Raw genomic sequence first — 19,623 nt, forward strand, 5'->3', positions numbered from 1 at the left:
GTGCGATACACATGCAGACAAACCTGCCGAACCGGTAAAATCCCCTATTGACCCAAAAATATGAATGGATGCAATGGCCATCAGACTTCCACCCGTACATGCCTTGTCCGCTTTTGAAGCAGCCGCGCGCCACGGTTCATTTGCCATCGCCGCGGAAGAGTTGTGCATTACTCCATCAGCCTTTTCCCATCGCATCCGTCTGCTCGAAGAATTTGTCGGCGAACGCTTGTTCGTACGCGATGGCCGCAGCGTCAGCCTGACCGAATTCGGTCGCCGCTATCTGGACGTTGTACGCGACGCATTACGCTCGCTGGCGGATTTTCCGCTGCCCTACAAGCACACACAGGCACAACCGCGACTCAAGGTCACGGTGCCGCCCACATTCGCACGCTATTTGTTCCTGCCGCATCTGCACGAGTTCATGGCACTGCAGCCGGACGTCACGATCGAAACCTATCTGTCGGTTCCGCTGTACGACATGAGCCTGTCGGAAACTGATGTCGAAGTCCGCTTCGGTGCCGGCAAGTATCCGGATCTGGTGACGGAAAAATTGTTCGAGGAACCGGTGTTCCCGGTGGCGAGCCCGGCCTATCTGAAAAAGATCGGTGGCATCGACAAACCCGCGGATCTGAAGAAAGCGCAATTACTGCGCTCTGCGCTGGAGCCCTGGCAATCGTGGTTCGAGGCGGCAGGACTGGATTGGCCGGAACCTTCCACCGGATTGCGCTTCGACGATCTCGGCTTGCTGCTGGAAGCGGTGCGTCACGGTTACGGCATCGCACTCGCACGCGGACACTTTGCCAGCGAAATGATCAAGAAGGGCGAGATGGTTCCGCTGTTCGACATCAAACTGGCAACGCCGCAACACGCCTACTATCTGGTGTACGAACGCAACGCGCGCGACCGGCCGGAGGTTGCCGCATTGTTGGAATGGATGAAGTCACGCTTCAAATCACAACGACTGATGTGATCCGAATCAGACCTTGATGCCGATGTAGCCGAACGCATTGCATTCCCAACCGTTCATGCTCATCGGACATCATCGTAATCAGTTGAATATTTTTCACCCTCGCACGACAGGACGATTCGCTACACTCTAGTTCCGCTGAAACAGAACAGTGCGCACGATTGCGCACCGGCGGCAACAGGACATCGACCGGATCGCAATGCATACCACTTCCGCAGCACCCTTCACGGCAGAACATCAGCGCACGGTCGTCAATGCGTTGCGTGCCGTGCTGCCGGAACGCAGCGTGCTGTTCAACGACGAAGACACACGCCCGTATGAATGCGACGGACTCGCTGCCTACGCACAATTGCCGATGGTCGTGGCCTTGCCCGACAACGAGGAACAGGTCGTCGCGGTTCTGAAAATCTGCCATGCGCTCAAAGTAAAAATCGTGCCGCGTGGTGCAGGAACCGGACTGTCCGGCGGCGCGATGCCGATTGCCGACGGCGTCGTGCTGTCGACTGCGCGCATGAACCGCATCGTCAACGTCGATGCGTATTCACGCACGGCAGTCGTGCAACCAGGCGTACGCAATCTGGCCATATCGGAAGCGGTAGCGCCACTCGGGCTGTATTACGCGCCCGATCCGTCATCGCAGATTGCCTGCACGATCGGCGGCAACGTGGCAGAAAATTCCGGCGGTGTGCATTGCCTGAAATACGGCCTGACCGTACACAACGTGATGCGCGTGCGCATGGTGACGATCGAAGGCGACATCGTCGAACTCGGCGGCACCGCGCTCGATGCGCCCGGCCTCGATTTACTCGCTGTTTTCATCGGTTCGGAAGGCATGCTCGGCGTCGTAACGGAAGTGACCGTGCGCCTGATTCCGAAACCGCAACAGGCGCGCGTGATCCTGGCGTCGTTCGACGACGTTACCAAGGGTGGCGATGCAGTCGCGAACGTGATCGCGGCCGGCATCATTCCGGCCGGCCTGGAAATGATGGACAAGACATCGACGCGCATGGTCGAACCTTTCGTCAAGGCGGGTTACGACATCGATGCGGAAGCATTGCTGCTATGCGAATCGGACGGCATTCCGGAAGAAGTCGACGAGGAAATCGCGCGCATGATCGATGTGCTGAAGGATTCCGGTGCGACGGCCATTTCCGTTTCGCGCGATGAAGCGGAACGCCTGAAGTTCTGGTCGGGTCGCAAGAATGCGTTCCCTGCAGCGGGGCGCATCTCTCCTGATTACTATTGTATCGACGGCACCATTCCGCGTCGCAGTCTGGCCGATGTGCTGCTCGGCATCTCGAAGATGGAATTGAAATACGGCTTGCGTTGCGCGAATGTTTTTCACGCCGGTGACGGCAATCTGCATCCGCTGATCCTGTTCGACGCCAACCTTGCCGATGAATTCCATCGCGCCGAATTGTTCGGTGCAGAGATTCTGGAAATGTGCGTCGCCGTAGGCGGCACGATCACAGGCGAACACGGCGTCGGGCTGGAAAAAATCAATCAGATGTGCGTGCAGTTTTCGCGTGCAGAAATCGATGCCTTTTTCGGCGTCAAGGCAGCCTTCGATCCGCCAATGCTGCTCAATCCGAACAAGGCCATTCCAACACTTCAGCGCTGTGCCGAATACGGCAAGATGCACGTACGTCGCGGCATGCTGAAGTTCCCAGATCTGCCGCGCTTTTAGCCCGCTTCTAGTCAGCCATCAATGGAACAGCAACTCGCACAATTTCGTGACCAGATCCTGGCGTCCAGCCGCAACCAGCCGTTGTGCATCCGCGGTAGCGGCAGCAAGGATTGGTACGGTCGCGAGCCGGTCGGCGACATTGTGAATACGCGCGCCTATTCCGGCATCGTGTCCTACGATCCGACCGAACTGGTCATCACGGTACGCAGCGGCACACCGTTGACGGAAGTGGAAACCGCGCTCGCGCAGCACAATCAGATGCTCGCTTTCGAACCGCCGCACTTTGGCAACGATGCGACAGTCGGCGGCATGGTTGCCAGCGGCCTGTCCGGCCCGCGTCGTGTCGCTGTGGGTGCAGTGCGCGACTTCGTGCTGGGCGCAGCGCTGATGAATGGCAAGGGCGAGATCCTGCATTTCGGCGGACAGGTGATGAAGAATGTCGCGGGCTACGACGTCTCGCGCTTGCTGGCCGGTTCGCTCGGTACGTTGGGATTGATCCTTGAAGTCTCGCTGAAGGTATTGCCGAAACCGTTTGCGGAAACCACCTTGCGTCTCGCCATGACGGAGCAGGAAGCGGTTCGCCGTCTCAACGAATGGGGCGGAAAGTCCCTGCCGATTTCCGCCAGTGCCTGGTATGACGGCACGCTGGCGGTGCGGCTTTCCGGTGCGCAGGCGGCGATCACGGCGGCACGCAAACTGATCGGTGGCGACGAGATGGCGGATGCCGACAATTTCTGGCTGGCGATGCGCGAGCAGAGCAATGATTTCTTCGAACAATCGAATGTTCTGTGGCGTCTGTCGCTGCCGTCGGTAGCGACACCGCTTGCCCTCGAGGGCACACAATTGATCGAATGGGGCGGCGCGCAACGCTGGTTGCGAACGAACGACATTTCGTCAAGATCGGCCGATGCAATTCGCGCGGCCGCGGCGACGGTCGGCGGTCATGCGACATTATTCCGTGGCGGCGACAAGGACGTCGGTGTGTTTCATCCGCTGCCAGCTGCTGTTGCGCGCATCCAGCAAAACCTGCAGCACGCGTTCGATCCGCATGCCATTTTCAATCCGGGTCGCATGTATGCATCGCACCCTTCGCATCAGGCGGCATAGAGACATGCAAACCAATCTAGCCGATTTCATCAAAGACACGCGCGAAGGCCAGGAAGCGGACACGATTCTGCGCAATTGCGTGCATTGCGGTTTCTGCACGGCGACCTGTCCCACCTATCAGTTGCTGGGCGATGAACTCGATGGCCCGCGCGGCCGCATTTATCTGATCAAGCAGGTACTGGAAGGCAAGGAACCAACGGCCAAGACGCAACTGCATCTTGATCGTTGCCTGACTTGTCGCAATTGCGAAACGACCTGCCCGTCCGGCGTGCAATACGGACGCCTGGTCGACATCGGCCGCAAGGTCGTAGCGGAACGCGTTGCCTACCCGTTGTCGCAACAATGGAAGCGCACATTGCTGAAGGAATTCCTGCCGCGCAAATGGCTTTTCACGCCGGCGATGAAGACCGGACAACTGTTCCGGCCATTGTTGCCGAAATCGTTGAAGAACAAGGTGCCGCGCGCGCAACCAGCGGGGGCGTGGCCGGCACGTGCACATGCACGCAAGATGCTTCTGCTGGACGGTTGCGTACAACCGGCGATGGCGCCGAACATCAATGCCGCAACGGCACGCGTCTTCGACGCACTCGGCGTGCAGTTGCAAGTCGCGCCGAAAGCCGGCTGCTGCGGTGCCATCCGCCATCACCTGAACGATCAGGACGGCGCGCTCGACGACATGCGCCGCAATATCGATGCGTGGTGGCCGCTGGTGGAAGACGGCGCAGAAGCGATCGTGATGACGGCATCCGGCTGCGGCGTGATGGTCAAGGATTACGGCCATCTGTTGATCGATGATGCGGCTTATGCAGAAAAAGCGCGACGCATTTCCGCCATGACAAAAGATCTCAGCGAGATCCTGCCGGAATTCGAAAACGAACTGGCAAGCCGACTCGCAGGAAAAATGAACCAACGCGTCGCCTGGCATCCGCCATGCACGCTGCAACATGGGCAACAGATACGCGGCAAGGTCGAGCAGTTATTGCGTGCAGTCGGCATCGATGTGCAACTGTGCGCCGACAGTCATCTGTGCTGTGGTTCTGCCGGCACGTATTCTGTGTTGCATCCCGACCTGTCATATCAGCTGCGCGATCGCAAGGTCGCCAATCTGGAAGCAACCGGCGCGGAGAGAATCGTTTCCGCCAACATCGGCTGCCTGACGCACTTGCAATCGGGGACCGATATGCCGGTTGAACACTGGATCGAATTGATTGACCGCGCGTTGTCCGGAACCTGATTGACTATTCAGCAAACATCAATAAAAAAGCCATTCGATCGAATGGCTTTTTTCATGCAGAGAACCGCGCATCACGCAAAGGTCATTTCAAGCGCTTGTCTTTCTCGATCAGCGCGTACGCCGAGTGATTGTGGATCGACTCGAAATTTTCCGCTTCCAGCGTGTAAGCCAAAACGCGTTCTTCATTGTTCAGCATTACCGCCACGTCGCGCACCAGATCCTCGACGAACTTCGGATTGTCGTAGGCGCGTTCAGTCACGTATTTTTCATCCGGACGCTTCAGCAAACCGTACAGTTCGCACGACGCCTGCGCCTCGATCTTCGAAATCAGATCCTCGACGACGAAATCGCCGTTCATCACCGCATGCACGGTGATGTGCGAGCGCTGGTTGTGCGCGCCGTACGCTGAAATCTTCTTCGAGCATGGGCACAAGCTGGTGACCGGCACCAAAACTTTCAGTGTGATTTCCAGCGCGCCATTCTTGATCTCGCCGGTCAGGCCGACTTCGTAATCCATCAGGCTCTGCACGCCGGAAACCGGCGCAGTCTTGTTGATGAAATACGGGAATGAAACCTCGATGCGGCCGGCGTTCGCTTCCAGCAAAGCCAGCATGTCGTGCATCAGCTTGCTGAACGCAGCAACATCGAGCGGGCCTTTCAGGTCTTCCAGCAGCGCAATGAAGCGCGACATGTGCGTGCCTTTTTGTTCTTCCGCCAGATGAACGTACATGTTCCATGTGCCGACCGACGGTTGTGTACCGGCGGACGTCTTGATCGTCACCGGATAGCGCACACCCTTGACGCCGACGCGCTGGATGACAATGTGCCGGGTGTCCGGCGTGGCCTGCACGTCAGGCATGGCGCTCAGGGTGAGATCGCGAGTATTCATGGTGAAACCTGTCCTGTCGGCGCGAAGCCGAAATAAGTGCTGCGTTGAATACTAAATTACTGCTTGTTGTTGACGACCAGTCTTGGTTCGCCTTTGGAAAAACGTTGCCGGATCGAGGCGGCAATTCCTTTTGCATCCAGACCGCATGCGGCCAGCAACTGGCCGGCGTCACCATGATCAATAAATTGATCCGGCAAGCCCAAAATCAATAGCGGCTTGACGATTCCCTCCGCCGCCAGCGCTTCCGCAACCGCTGCGCCGGCACCGCCCATGACCGCTCCTTCTTCGACCGTGACCAATGCATCGTGTGTCGCTGCCAGTCGCTTGATCAGTTCGATATCAAGCGGCTTGATGAAACGCATGTTGGCGACTGTCGCATCCAGCTCGTCGCCGGCTTTCAGACTCGGTGCCACCATCGTGCCAAATGCCAGAATCGCGACGCCTTTACCCTCGCGCCTGATCTCGCCGGTACCGAGCGGAATTGTGTCGAGATCTTTGCTCACCGTGGCGCCGATGCCGCCACCGCGCGGATACCGCACCGACGCGGGTCCATTGTATTGGAAAGCCGTCGACAGCATCTGACGACACTCGTTTTCATCCGATGCCGCCATGACAACCATGTTTGGAATGCAACGAAGATAGGCAATATCGTAGTTGCCTGCATGTGTCGCGCCATCCGCTCCGACCAGACCGGAGCGATCCAGAGCAAACGTCACATCGAGATTCTGCAAGGCAACATCATGGATCAACTGATCGTAACCGCGTTGCAGGAAGGTCGAATAAATTGCCACGACCGGCTTCAATCCTTCCGTCGCCATACCCGCAGCAAATGTCACCGCATGCTGTTCCGCAATGCCGACGTCGTAATAACGCCCAGGGAAGCGACGTTCGAACTCGACCATGCCGGAGCCTTCGCGCATCGCCGGCGTGATGCCGACCAGTCGTTCGTCAGCTGTCGCCATGTCGCACAGCCAGTCGCCGAAGACGCTGGTATAGGTCACTTTTTTCGCCGTGGCCGGCTTGATGCCTTCGGCCGGGTCGAACTTGCCCGGACCGTGATACAACACCGGGTCCGCTTCCGCCAGCTTGTAGCCTTGCCCCTTGCGCGTCACCACATGCAGGAACTGCGGGCCTTTCAGATGCTTCAGATTCTGCAGCGTCGGAATCAGCGAATCGAGATCGTGACCGTCGATCGGGCCGATGTAGTTGAAGCCGAATTCCTCGAACATCGTGGCCGGCACGACCATGCCTTTTGCATGTTCTTCCAGACGCTTTGCCAGTTCGCGCACAGGCCCCGGCAACACGCTCTTGCCGACATTTTTCGCGGCTGCGTAAAACTGGCCCGACATCAGGCGCGCCAGATAACGGTTCAATGCGCCGACCGGCGGCGAAATCGACATGTCGTTATCGTTCAGCACAACCAGCAGGTTGATGTCGTCATGAATGCCGGCATTGTTCATCGCCTCGAACGCCATGCCGGCAGTCATCGCACCGTCGCCGATCACGGCAATCGCGTGACGATTTTCGCCCTTGGTTTTTGCGGCGAGCGCCATGCCGAGTGCCGCAGAAATCGAGGTCGACGAATGTGCGGTGCCGAAGGTGTCGTACGGACTTTCGTCGCGACGCGGAAAACCGGAAATGCCGTCGAGCTGACGCAGCGTATGCATCTGGTCGCGACGACCGGTCAGGATCTTGTGCGGATAGGTTTGATGGCCGACGTCCCACACGATGCGATCTTCCGGCGTGTTGAAAATCGCGTGCAGCGCAATCGTCAGTTCGACCGTGCCCAGATTGGACGAGAGGTGACCGCCGGTTTGCGAAACCGATTCCAGCACATAGGCGCGCAACTCGTCGGCCAGCTGTTTCAGTTGCGGGCGCGACAGGTGCCGGATCTCGGCCGGGTCGTTGATTGTTTGAAGCAAATCCATACTTATGCCTTCCGCTGCACGATCAGGTCTGCGATTTCGCGCAGACGTTGTGCCTTGTCTCCGAATGCCTGCAACGCGCGATGCGCATCGGCACGCAATTTTTCCGCCAGGGCCCGCGATTGTTCCAGCCCCAGAATCGATACATAGGTCGGCTTGTTGTCCGCCGCATCCTTGCCGGCCGTTTTGCCCAGCGTGGCCGAATCGGCCGTCGCATCGAGCACATCGTCCACCACCTGGAATGCCAGACCGATTGCTGCTGCATACGCGTCCAGCGCCGCCGTTTCGTCTTCGTTCAGCGCCTTGCCGGCAAGTGCGCCGAGCAAAACAGATGCACGTAACAACGCGCCTGTTTTGAGACGATGCATCTGTTCGAGTTCTTCCAGCGACAACTGCAGCCCCACGCTCGCCAGATCGATCGCCTGTCCGCCGCACATGCCGTACGAACCGGACGCCTGCGCCAGCAAACGCACCATTGCCAACTGCCGTTCGGCAGCCAGATTGCCCGACGACAGAATCTCGAATGCCTGCGACTGCAACGCGTCACCTACCAGCAATGCGCACGCTTCGTCGTATTTCACATGCACGGTCGGCTTGCCGCGACGCAGCGCATCGTCGTCCATGCACGGCATGTCGTCGTGCACCAGCGAATAGGTATGAATCATTTCCACCGCTGCTGCCGCGCGCGCGAGTTCCGCAGCGTCGGCATCGAACAGTGCACCGGCCGCATGTACCAACAACGGACGCACGCGCTTGCCGCCATCGAGCACGGCATACTGCATTGCTTCATGCAGGCGGGCCGGAACTCGATCCGCCGGCGGCAGATGCCGCAACAAGGCGGCTTCCATTTCCGCCTGCGTGGATTTCATCCAGACGTCAAACGATTGCATCGCCGTCATTCATCCTCTCCGCTTGCGGAGTCGGCGTTGAACGGTTTCAGCATGTCGCCTTCCAGCACCTTGACCTGACTGTCGACTTTTTCGAGTTGCGCTGCGCAATACTTGACCAGTTCCGAACCGCGCTTGTAAGCCGCAACGGCCGCTTCCAGCGGCAGTTCGCCCGCTTCCATGCGCGCGACCAGTTGTTCGAGTTCTGCCATCGCTTCTTCAAACGATGACGGCAGCGCTGCAGCGGGTAGTTTTTTTGACATGACGACTGGAAAAAGGTTTAGCCCGTTATTTTAGTGCAATCCATCCCTTCCGGTGCGTAAACACCCTTACCCGACCGGTTTCCCCAAGGTTGTCGAGTGACCAGAAAAAATGAAATCGTTGTCTCTGACGACGGCAAATCCGGAAATGAACGCACAACGTCCTCTTGCGGACCTGCCGATATTTTGTTTTTGACAATTTCAACAAGTTTCCCTTGCCCAACATTGGCGCAGGGTAGCCCCGGGAAACGCGTTCGGCTATAATCTGCGGTTCTGTCCAAAATTGCCTCTGCATCTCTCGTTGAACAAAGGTTTTTGCGGATTCTTTCTCTCTTAGGTTGGTGCAAATTAATTTGGGGGTAGGGGAATGTCCGATCTGGCTAGTCTCGCCAAACTCGCGCGCTCCAACGCGCAACTTCCTGTCAGTGTCTATTTTGACGAAGCGCTTTTGAAGCGCGAAACTCAACAGCTGTTCTTGAACGGACCGCGCTACGCCGGCCATGAGTTGATGGTGCCGAACGTCGGCGACTTCGCCACGCTCGCGTGGGAAAACGAAGGCCGCATGCTGGTACGCAACCAGCATGGCATCGAACTGCTGTCCAACGTCTGCCGTCATCGCCAGGCGAAAATGTTCAATGGCCGCGGCAACGCGAATACGCTGGTGTGTCCGCTGCATCGCTGGACCTACGATCTGAAAGGCGAATTGATCGGCGCGCCGCATTTCGGCGAAACGCCGTGCCTCAATCTGTCGAAAACGCCGCTGCAAAGCTGGAACGGCCTGCTGTTCGAGAACAACAACGTCAACGTCGCACAGATTCTCGGCAAGCTGGGCGTCACCAAGGATCTCGACTTCAGCGGGTACATGCTGGATCACGTCGAAGTGCACGACTGCGATTACAACTGGAAGACCTTCATCGAGGTTTATCTCGAGGACTATCACGTCGAACCGTTCCATCCGGGCCTCGGCAGCTTTGTCAGCTGCGACGACCTGAAATGGGAATTCGGCGAGCAATACAGTGTGCAGACTGTCGGTGTGCATCACGCGCTGGCCAAGCACGGCTCGCCGAAATATCGCAAATGGCAGGAACAGATTCTGCAATTCCGTGGCGGCGAAGCACCGCCGTACGGCGCGATCTGGCTGACGCTGTATCCGAACATCATGGTCGAGTGGTATCCGCACGTGCTGGTGGTGTCGACGCTGTGGCCGAACGGCCCGCAGAAAACGCGCAACGTCGTCGAGTTCTACTATCCGGAAGAAATCGTCTTGTTCGAACGCGAATTCGTCGAGGCCGAACGCGCCGCCTATATGGAAACCTGCGAAGAAGACGATGAAATCGCGTTGCGCATGGATGCCGGCCGCAAGATCCTGCTCGATCGTGGCGTCAACGAAGTCGGGCCGTACCAGTCGCCGATGGAAGACGGCATGCAGCATTTTCACGAATGGTATCGCCGCCATATCGACGTGTAATCTCTTCACCAAAACCGGCTGATAATTCAGCCGGTTTTATTTTGCAGCCTTGCGTTTTCCGTCATTCATTTTTTCCGCATTTTTTCGCAGCTTCTTTTCTTCTTCGTCTCATGCAATCACTCTGGATGCTGTTCGCCACCTTCGCCTTCTCCATCATGGGCGTCTGCGTCAAACTGGCATCCACCACCTATTCTGTCGCCGAAATCATTCTCTATCGCGGCATGATCGGCGTCGTCTTCATCTACTTCCTGATGCGCCAGCAACGCGGCACGCTGAAAACGCATCTGGTCTGGCAACACCTGTGGCGCTGCGTTGTCGGCACCACGGCATTGTGGCTGTGGTTCATTGCCATCGGACTGCTGCCGCTGGCAACGGCAATGACGCTCAATTACATGGCGCCGATCTGGATTTCGGGCGTTCTTTTTGTCGCCGCATGGCATGGCGGCAAGCATCGTTTCGAATGGGGTTTGGTCACTGCAATCGTCGCCAGCTTCATCGGCGTAACGCTGTTGCTGCGGCCGTCGATTCATCAGGATCAGTGGCTGGGAGGATTTGTCGGCGTCTGCTCGGGTGCATTGTCCGCCCTCGCCTATCTGCAGGTGCGCAAACTCGGCCAGCTCGGCGAACCCGAATCGCGCGTCGTCTTTTATTTTTCGCTGACTGGTTTCATCGCCGGCCTGCTTGGCTGCCTGTTTGGCACCGGCTTGCAGGACGAACCGATTCATCTGTTGCGTGAACATACAAGCTACGGTCTGTTCCTGTTGATCAGCATCGGCGTGCTGGCCGCGATTGCGCAAATGGCGATGACGCGTGCCTATCGTCTTGGCAACACCCTGGTCACCGCGAACCTGCAATATACGGGTATCGTGTTTTCCAGCCTGTGGGGCATTCTGATCTGGAGCGATGCACTGGGGCTGACCGGCTGGCTCGGCATTGCGATCATCCTTGCCAGCGGCATCGTGGCCACGTTTTACAATATTCGCAATACCGCGGCAGGCAAGAAATTGCCGCCGGCCGATCCGATTGCAACCGAACTCTGATGCGACCACCGAGGACTGCACATGACATACACCACACTGATTTCCGCGGCTGAATTGGCCGAACATGTTTTTGAACCAAATTGGGTCGTGCTCGATTGCCGACACGATCTGACCAATCCTGACTTCGGGCGCAACGCCTATGCTGAAGGCCATCTTCCGAATGCGCAGTTCGTGCATCTCGACAGCGACGCCGGCGGTGAAAAGAAAGCCGCAGACGGCACGTTCCGCGGCCGCCATCCGTTGCCGGATCGCGCAGCGTTCATCGATACCTTGCGTCGCTTCGGCATCAACGACAACACACAAGTCGTGGTCTACGATGCGCAAGGCGGCATGTTCGCTGCACGACTGTGGTGGATGCTGCGCTGGGTCGGACACGAAGCAGTGGCGGTACTCGATGGCGGCCTGCCGGCATGGCTGGCGCACGGCATGTTTCTGTCGACCGAACCGTCACCACGTCCACTCGGCACGTTGACCGACAACCCTTCGCTGGTCGCGTCAGTCAATGCAAACGATGTGCTGCAAAATCTGACGGATGGCAAACGCACCGTCATCGATGCTCGCGCACCGGATCGTTTCCGCGGCGAGAACGAGACGCTGGATCCGGTCGGCGGCCATATTCCGAATGCGAAGAATCGCTTCTTCAAGGATAACCTGCAGACGGACGGCCGATTCAAACCGGCGGAGGAACTGCGTTCTGCCTTCAAGCAATTGATCGATGCACCGGCAGACGCAATCATGCAATGCGGCTCGGGCGTCACCGCATGTCACAACCTGCTGGCGATGGAAATCGCTGGATTGAAAGGCGCCGCGTTGTATCCGGGCTCATGGAGCGAATGGTGCAGCGATCCGTCGCGCCCGGTCGCAAAGGGCTGAAAAGAATCCGAAATCAGTGCGCGTGGCGCGTCAGGAACAGCACGATCGCCACGCCCAGCCCGATCAAGGCAATCTGTGGAATCGTTTCGCGCATCGTCGCGCGACGCTGCATCTGCGGCATCAGGTCGCTGACGGCGATGTAGATGAATCCAGACGATGCAAATACCAGCACGTAGGGAATCCATTCCTGCGAACGATCCAGCATGACATAGCCGAAGAAGCCGCCAACGACGGCCATCAGGCCGCAGATGATGTTGTATGCATAGGCACGGCGACGCGAGAATCCTGCGTTCAACAACACGATGAAGTCGCCGATTTCCTGCGGGATTTCGTGTGCAATGATCGCCAGACCGGTCAGGATGCCGAGATGCGGATCGGCCAGGAAAGCCGCGGCAATCAAGATGCCGTCGGTGAAATTATGCAAGCCATCACCGACCAGAATCATCCAACCAGCCGCGCCGGCCTCCTTTGCATCGTGACCATGCGCATGACCGTGACCGTCGTCTTCATGATGATGCGAGTGGCGCAGGATCGCGAATTTTTCCAGAAGGAAGAACCCGAGCAAACCCGCCAGCAGAATCGCAAACAGCACATGCGTGTCCGCCTTTGATTCGAACGCTTCCGGCAACGCGTGCAACAGCGACGTCGCCAGCAGGATGCCGACCGACAGGCTGACCATGCGCTCGACCAGTTTCGACAGCAATGCGAACGAGAACAACGCGGCGGCGGAAATGCTGAACACGCCGGAAATCGCAGTGGTCAGAAGAATGGAAACGAGCGTGGGTGTAATTTTTTGCTCCGGATTGAAATGCAACAGCGTTGCAAATTAAAGCATATCCGGCACGCCAGAGCAAAGGGAAAATGAAAAACGCGGCCGGATAGCCGCGTTTTTTGCAGGATTCGGACAGCTTTGTATCCGTATCAACTCGACATCAAGATCGCATCAGCCGACGCCGTGCGTCTTGAACCATTCCACGCAACGCTTCCAGCCGTCCTTCGCATCCGCCTCGACATAACTCGGACGATAGTCCGCATGGAATGCATGGCCGGAATTCTGAAAAACGACAAATTCCGACTTGCTGCTGCCTTTCGCCAACACTTCCTTCATTTGCTCGATCGTACCGACAGGAATGCCTGCATCCTGTGCACCATACAACCCGAGGATCGGCGTTTTGAGTCCGGCCGCGATGTCGATCGGATGATGCGGTGTCAGCGGCGTGTTGGTACCGACCAGTCGACCGTACCAGGCGACGCCGGCCTTGACCTTCGGGTTGTGCGCGGCATACAGCCATGTGATGCGACCACCCCAGCAAAAGCCCGTGATGCCAAGCTTTTCTGTATTGCCTCCGTGGCCTTTTGCCCATGCGACCACGGCATCGATATCGTCCATGACCTGCGTATCCGGCACCTTGGAAATCAATTCCTTCTGCAGCTCGGCAATCGATTGATACTTGCCGGGATCGCCTTGTCGCACGAACAGGTTCGGCGCCAGCGCCAGATAACCGAGTTTTGCAAACCGGCGGGTGACATCGGCAATGTATTCATGCACGCCGAAAATCTCGGAGATCACCAGAATCACCGGCAGGTCGGTTTTTCCTTCCGGCTGTGCACGGTAAACCGGCACGTCCTGACCGTTCACGCTGACATTGAACTGGCCGACAGAAAGACCGGTCGCATCGGTCTTGATCACGCTTTGCGCGCTAACCGGCAGCACGGCGGCGGCAAACCCGGTACCGAGTGCAGTTTTCAGAAAATCGCGACGATCAACGCCATCCGACAACGGCGTTTTTGCCACCAGGCTGTCAAAGTCATCTTTCAGGTCGTTCATGAATACCTCCAGACATTTTGCTCAAGATCGTTGTCATACCTGCATCGCTGCAAGAACGGCAACGCACGAAAATCAATCTGTATAAGGCTGAGGCGGCGCGATTTGGTTCCTTGAATTCTCTTCCAGCTCGGCATGAAAAAACGCAAGGTTCACGCAATCAATGTGCTTCATCCCAGTTCTTGCCGACACCGACTTCGGCAATCAACGGCACCTTCAACTGCGCAACACCGGCCATCAGTTGCGGTAACTTTTCCCTGATCAGATCGAGCTCGGTTTCCGGCACTTCCAGCACCAGTTCATCGTGCACCTGCATCACCATCTTCGACTGCAGTTTTTCATGTTCCAGCCAATCCTGGACGGCGATCATCGACAACTTGATCAGATCAGCCGCCGTCCCCTGCATCGGCGCGTTGATCGCCGCGCGTTCGGCGCCCTGACGGCGCGGGCCGTTCGGTGAATTGATCTCCGGCAGCCACAGGCGTCGTCCGAATACCGTTTGCACGTACCCACGCGCCTTGGCTTCCAGTCGTGTTTCATCCATATAGCGTTTGACGCCGGCAAAACGGTAGAAATATTTTTCGATGTAGCTTTGCGCCGCCGAGCGTTCGATGCCGAGATTGCCGGCCAGCCCGAATGCACTCATCCCGTAGATCAAACCGAAGTTGATGACCTTGGCATAACGCCGCTGTTCGCTTTCAACTGCGGTACGTTCGATGCCGAAAATTTCCGCCGCAGTCGCACGATGAATGTCTTCGCCTTCGGCAAAGGCCCGCAACATGTTTTCGTCGCCGGAGATGTGCGCCATGATGCGTAACTCGATCTGCGAATAGTCGGCGGAAACGATCACGCTGCCCGGTGCGGCAATAAACGCTTCGCGAATGCGGCGACCTTCCGCTGTGCGAATCGGAATGTTCTGCAGATTCGGATCGTTGGAAGAGAGACGGCCGGTGATCGCGATCGCCTGACCGTAATTGGTGTGCACGCGGCCGGTGTGCGGATTGATCATCTTCGGCAGCTTGTCGGTATAGGTCGATTTAAGTTTCGAGAGGCTGCGATATTCGAGCAGCACCTTCGGCAACGGATAATCCTCGGCGAGCTTCTGCAGCACTTCTTCATCGGTCGATGGTGAACCGGACGGCGTTTTCTTGACGACCGGCAGCTGCAGTTTTTCAAAGAAGATTTCACCGATCTGTTTCGGCGAATTGAGATTGAACGGCTGGCCCGCCAGTTCGTATGCGCTCTTTTCGATTTCAAGCATGCGTTTGCCGAGATCATTCGATTGCGTATTCAGCAAGCCGGCATCGATCAACACACCATTGCGCTCCATCTTCTGCAGCACGACGGCCGTCGGCAGTTCGATCTGCTCGTAGATATAGGTCAATCCTTCGTCAGCGGCGACATGCGGCAACATCGTCTGATGCAGTTGCATCGTGATGTCGGCATCTTCGGCCGCATATTCGGTCGCGCGTGCAATCTCGACCTGGTCGAAACACAATTGCGACGCGCCCTTGCCGCACACGTCCTGGAACGTGATGGTCTTGCGATTCAGGTGACGCAACGCCAGACTGTCCATATCGTGATTGCGATGCGATTCAAACACATACGATTCCAGCATCGTGTCGTGTTTGATGCCGCGCAATGCAATGCCGTAATTGGCGAAGATGTGGCTGTCGTATTTAAGGTGCTGGCCGACCTTCGCCTGCTTGTCGTCTTCCAGCCAGGTACGCAATTTGTTCAACACAAGATTACGATCGAGTTGTTGCGGCGCATCCTGATAACGATGCGCGACCGGAATGTAGCAGGCGACACCGGGCTCGCAGCACAACGAGATGCCGACCAGTTCCGCCTGCATCTGATCAAGCGACGTCGTTTCGGTATCGACCGATGTCAGTTCGGCTGCGTGGATTTTTTCTATCCAGCGATCGAGATCGGCTTCGGTCAGCACCGTTTCGTAGTGCTTTTCGATTTCCGCAATCGCTGGCGAATCGCCATCGGCGTCGCCGGCGAACAGTGAGCCCTGTGGCGCAGATGGTGCCTGCTGCGTTGATGCCTTGTCCGCGTCTTCCGTCAATTCGCGCAACCATGTCTTGAATCCGTTACGTTTGAAGAAGGCGACCATTGCCTCCTTGTCTTCCGGCTTTTGCACCAGTGATTCGACAATCGAGGTCATGTGTTGCGACAGGTCGCAATCGGTCTTGACCGTGACCAGCGTCTTCGCCTGGGGCAGCCAGTCGAGGGCGCGTCGCAGGTTTTCGCCGACCGCTCCCTTGATTTCTGCCGCATGTTCGATCACGCCATCCAGCGTGCCGTATTGCGTCAGCCATTTGACGGCGGTCTTCGGACCAACCTTGTCGACGCCGGGAACGTTGTCGACGGTATCGCCGACCAGCGTCAGGTAATCGACAATACGTTCCGGCGGCACGCCGAACTTGGCGACGACGCCGTCGATATCGAGCTTCTCGTTACTCATCGTATTGATCAGTGTGACATGCGGATTGACCAGTTGCGCCAGATCCTTGTCACCGGTCGATACGACCGCTTCCATGCCGTGCTTGACTGCCTCGATCGCCAGCGTCCCGATGACGTCGTCGGCCTCGATCCCATCGACCATCAGGATCGGCCAGCCCATCGCACGCACCGCTTCGTGAATCGGCTCGATCTGTTTCGTCAAATCCTCCGGCATCGATGCACGTTGCGCCTTGTACTGCGGATACAGATCGTCGCGGAAGGTCTTGCCCTTGGCATCGAATACGCAGGCGATGTACGCCGCCGGATAATCCTTGCGCAGGCGGCGCATCATGTTGATCATGCCGTAGATGGCACCGGTCGGCGCGCCTTCCGCATTGCGCAGGTCGGGCAGCGCATGAAAGGCGCGATACAGATAGCTGGAGCCATCGACGAGTAAGAGGGTCTTGTCCATATAGTTCGATTGGGGAAATGGCGGCAGTCAGGAAGCATCCATCGTGCGATTGGATGCGTGTTGAAAGCCGAAGCGCCGGATGGCAAACGGCTACGATTATGGCAGAGTTTGCCATCCGGCCCGGTCGCGCTGTCAGACGAACAGTAAAACTTGTCGCAGCGCAAAGCGTGCGTATGAACTGCGTCACAAAAAAGAACTATTTTCAGCAGCAACGACACGGTTTGCTACAATGAACCCATAGATTCATTCCCAACAATTACGATTCATCCCTATATCATGCGCACATCCGGATTCTGGTCTCTCGTCACGCTCGCCGCTGCGATTCTTGCCGCACCAATCGCCAGTGCACAATCGAACGTGCCGGCTGCTCCAAGCGCGCCGCCACCGCCACAAACCATGACGCTGGAAGAAGGCCAGGCACCAGCGGTGACGATCAATCCGCCCGATACGCAGAAGAAAATCACCGAAAAGAAATCGCAGGGCCGCGTGACCGAAGTCAAGGTGCAGACCGGTCGCACCACCTATTACGCGCATCCGAACGATGCACCGGGCACGATGAGCGGCGATGCACAAAGCACGATCACGCAACCGGTCCAGTTTGAAATCGGCCGTTTCGGTCCACCGTACGACAAACCTCAGGCATCGGAACCGGTAGACACATTGGCACCTGCCCCGGCGCCACCCGCCAGGTAATCATCGCGGTCCCATTCAAATAACGCACGCAAGTGCGTTATTTTTTGTTCACGAATCAAACGTCCTTTCGGATTTATCCATGGCAGTATTTACTTCGGTCAGCCTCGACGAACTCGCAAGCTGGATCGTACAATTCGATCTCGGCCGCGCGCATGCAATCAAGGGCATTTCGTCCGGCATCGAAAACACAAACTTCTTCATCACGACCGACAGCGGCGAGTACGTGCTGACCGTTTTCGAAAAACTGACGTTCGAGCAATTGCCTTTCTACCTGAACCTGATGCGCCATCTGGCCGAACGCGGTGTATCGGTGCCGGCACCGATCGCCAATCGCGATGGCGCCATCGTTACTGCGCTGCACGGCAAACCTGCGGCCATCGTGACCAAGTTGCATGGCGACTGCCAGCTGGCGCCGCAACCTGTCCATTGTGCGGCTGTCGGTGCGATGCTGGCACGCATGCATGTGGCCGCGCAGGATTTCCCGATTCGCCAGCCGAATCTGCGTGGCATCGATTGGTGGAACGAAACGACACCGCTCGTGATGCAATACCTGTCCGACAGCGACAGGCAATTGCTGACGACTGAAATGGCATTCCAGAACGCCTTTGCCGCATCGGATACTTTCCGGCAATTGCAGAGCGGCCCGATTCACGCCGACCTGTTCCGCAACAATGTGATGTTCGACGGCGAACAGTTGAGCGGCTTCTTCGATTTCTATTTCGCCGGTTGCGATACCTGGCTGTTCGATGTTGCCGTCACCGTCAACGACTGGTGTATCGACCTCGATAGCGGCGTGCTCGATACCGCGCGTGTGCGCGCCATTCTGGATGCATACCATCGCGAACGGCCATTCACTGCCGCCGAACAATCTGCCTGGCAAACCATGTTGCGCGGCAGTGCCCTGCGTTTCTGGCTGTCGCGGTTGTATGATTTCCATATGCCGCGCGAAGCGGAAATGCTGACGCCGCACGATCCGGGCCATTTCGAACGGATTCTGCGCTTGCGCATTACCGAAACCGCGCCGCCTCTTTTCACCACGAACGGATGATGGATAAATTACCTGCAAAAACCGGCCTGCTCTGGGTTAAGGAAGGTTTCGAGATTTTCAGCAAGCGTCCGGCTGAATTGACGACACTGTTCTTCGGCTACCTGTTCCTGATGCTGCTGGTTGGCATCGTGCCCGTTATCGGGCAATTGATGCCGCTGGTGCTGGTGCCGTTGTTTTCGATGACGTTCATGCACGCATGTGTTCACGTCAAGCAGAACAAGCGCGTTTATCCGAACCTGCTTTTGACGGGATTTCGTTCGCCCGCAGTACGTACGCTGATCAAGCTTGGCATGCTGTATCTGCTCGCAGCGATCATTGCAATCGGTGCGTCCAGCCTGATTGACGGCGGCGTTTTCTTCCAGGCGATTACCGGCCAGATCGCGATCGACGCCGATATCGTGCGTGAATCCAACATGACGATGGCAATGCTGTTCGCCGCCATGCTCTACACACCCGCAGCGATGGCATTCTGGTATGCCGCACCGCTGATCGGCTGGCAAGGCATGGGTGTGGGAAAGGCAATCTTCTACAGCTTCTTCGCCGTACGCCGTGCCGGCAAGGCGTTTCTTGTCTACGGCTTCGCATGGATCAATATCGGCATCGTCCTGCCGGTGATCGCAAGCTCGCTGGTCGGTGCCCTGTTGAACTCACCCAGCGCATCGGTGTTCATTATGCTGCCGATGTCGATGGTGCTGACAGTCATCATGTACTGCTCGTTCTATCCGACCTATACGCAAATGTTCGGCGAGCCGCCGGAACCTCTGCCGTCCTGATAACACGCAGTAATTCGACGCTGC

General features: G+C 57.3%; 17 protein-coding genes. 10 read left to right on the forward strand and 7 right to left on the reverse strand.

Translation table 11 applies throughout. The features are described from left to right. Positions 1-73: 73 nt before the first annotated feature. From VN114_RS09950 to glcF, 4 genes are all read left to right on the forward strand, one after another. Entirely contained in the window at positions 74-970 is an 897-nt protein-coding gene (locus tag VN114_RS09950) for a LysR substrate-binding domain-containing protein (RefSeq protein WP_325514423.1), read from the forward strand. A 196-nt stretch (positions 971-1,166) separates the two neighbouring features. Next, positions 1,167-2,654, forward strand: coding sequence for an FAD-linked oxidase C-terminal domain-containing protein (locus tag VN114_RS09955; protein ID WP_325514425.1), 1,488 nt, complete (start codon positions 1,167-1,169; stop codon positions 2,652-2,654). Between the two features lie 21 nt (positions 2,655-2,675). Beyond that, positions 2,676-3,761 carry a glycolate oxidase subunit GlcE gene (gene glcE / locus VN114_RS09960; protein WP_325514426.1) on the forward strand — a complete coding sequence of 362 codons (1,086 nt, stop codon included), beginning with the start codon at positions 2,676-2,678 and terminating at the stop codon, positions 3,759-3,761. A gap of 4 nt (positions 3,762-3,765) precedes the next feature. Continuing rightward, positions 3,766-4,995 (forward strand): glycolate oxidase subunit GlcF, encoded by a 1,230-nt coding sequence (glcF, locus tag VN114_RS09965; RefSeq protein WP_325514428.1) that lies wholly within the window; start codon positions 3,766-3,768, stop codon positions 4,993-4,995. Between the two features lie 82 nt (positions 4,996-5,077). On the opposite strand, the gene folE2 is transcribed toward glcF, so the two are convergent. The 4 genes from folE2 to VN114_RS09985 are packed head-to-tail and all read right to left on the reverse strand — an operon-like array spanning position 5,078 to position 8,959. After that, positions 5,078-5,884 (reverse strand): GTP cyclohydrolase FolE2, encoded by an 807-nt coding sequence (gene folE2 / locus VN114_RS09970; RefSeq protein ID WP_325514430.1) that lies wholly within the window; start codon positions 5,882-5,884, stop codon positions 5,078-5,080. A gap of 56 nt (positions 5,885-5,940) precedes the next feature. Beyond that, a complete protein-coding gene (gene dxs, locus VN114_RS09975; RefSeq protein ID WP_325514432.1) occupies positions 5,941-7,812 on the reverse strand; it encodes a 1-deoxy-D-xylulose-5-phosphate synthase in 1,872 nt (623 codons plus the stop codon). Positions 7,813-7,814: 2 nt separating this feature from the next. After that, positions 7,815-8,699, reverse strand: a complete 885-nt coding sequence (locus tag VN114_RS09980) for a farnesyl diphosphate synthase (RefSeq protein ID WP_325514500.1) — start codon at positions 8,697-8,699, stop codon at positions 7,815-7,817. Positions 8,700-8,704: 5 nt separating this feature from the next. Further along, positions 8,705-8,959, reverse strand: coding sequence for an exodeoxyribonuclease VII small subunit (locus VN114_RS09985; RefSeq protein WP_325514434.1), 255 nt, complete (start codon positions 8,957-8,959; stop codon positions 8,705-8,707). Between the two features lie 364 nt (positions 8,960-9,323). On the opposite strand from VN114_RS09985, the gene VN114_RS09990 reads away from it, so the two are divergent. From VN114_RS09990 to VN114_RS10000, 3 genes are all read left to right on the forward strand, one after another. Further along, positions 9,324-10,424, forward strand: coding sequence for an aromatic ring-hydroxylating dioxygenase subunit alpha (locus VN114_RS09990; RefSeq protein ID WP_325514435.1), 1,101 nt, complete (start codon positions 9,324-9,326; stop codon positions 10,422-10,424). A gap of 110 nt (positions 10,425-10,534) precedes the next feature. Next, positions 10,535-11,464 carry a DMT family transporter gene (locus VN114_RS09995; protein WP_325514436.1) on the forward strand — a complete coding sequence of 310 codons (930 nt, stop codon included), beginning with the start codon at positions 10,535-10,537 and terminating at the stop codon, positions 11,462-11,464. A gap of 21 nt (positions 11,465-11,485) precedes the next feature. After that, on the forward strand, positions 11,486-12,337 hold the full coding sequence (locus tag VN114_RS10000; protein WP_325514438.1) for a sulfurtransferase: 852 nt from the start codon (positions 11,486-11,488) through the stop codon (positions 12,335-12,337). Positions 12,338-12,350: 13 nt separating this feature from the next. Here the strand turns inward: VN114_RS10000 and VN114_RS10005 are convergent, their stop codons facing one another. The 3 genes from VN114_RS10005 to polA form a co-directional block, all read right to left on the reverse strand. After that, a complete protein-coding gene (locus VN114_RS10005; RefSeq protein ID WP_414694214.1) occupies positions 12,351-13,079 on the reverse strand; it encodes a ZIP family metal transporter in 729 nt (242 codons plus the stop codon). Between the two features lie 201 nt (positions 13,080-13,280). After that, positions 13,281-14,165: a dienelactone hydrolase family protein gene (locus VN114_RS10010; protein WP_325514439.1), complete on the reverse strand. Its 885-nt coding sequence runs from the start codon at positions 14,163-14,165 to the stop codon at positions 13,281-13,283. A 157-nt stretch (positions 14,166-14,322) separates the two neighbouring features. Next, positions 14,323-17,085: a DNA polymerase I gene (gene polA / locus VN114_RS10015; protein ID WP_325514441.1), complete on the reverse strand. Its 2,763-nt coding sequence runs from the start codon at positions 17,083-17,085 to the stop codon at positions 14,323-14,325. A gap of 276 nt (positions 17,086-17,361) precedes the next feature. Here polA and VN114_RS10020 point away from each other — a divergent pair, with 276 nt between their 5' ends. From VN114_RS10020 to VN114_RS10030, 3 genes are all read left to right on the forward strand, one after another. Continuing rightward, positions 17,362-17,778 (forward strand): DUF2782 domain-containing protein, encoded by a 417-nt coding sequence (locus tag VN114_RS10020; protein ID WP_325514443.1) that lies wholly within the window; start codon positions 17,362-17,364, stop codon positions 17,776-17,778. A 79-nt stretch (positions 17,779-17,857) separates the two neighbouring features. Continuing rightward, entirely contained in the window at positions 17,858-18,826 is a 969-nt protein-coding gene (locus VN114_RS10025; protein ID WP_325514445.1) for a homoserine kinase, read from the forward strand. Then, positions 18,826-19,599 (forward strand): BPSS1780 family membrane protein, encoded by a 774-nt coding sequence (locus VN114_RS10030; protein ID WP_325514447.1) that lies wholly within the window; start codon positions 18,826-18,828, stop codon positions 19,597-19,599. Before VN114_RS10025 ends, VN114_RS10030 begins: the two co-directional genes overlap by 1 nt. Positions 19,600-19,623: the final 24 nt, after the last annotated feature.

The organism is Oxalicibacterium sp. (assembly GCF_035565035.1).
GTDB lineage: Bacteria > Pseudomonadota > Gammaproteobacteria > Burkholderiales > Burkholderiaceae_D > Oxalicibacterium.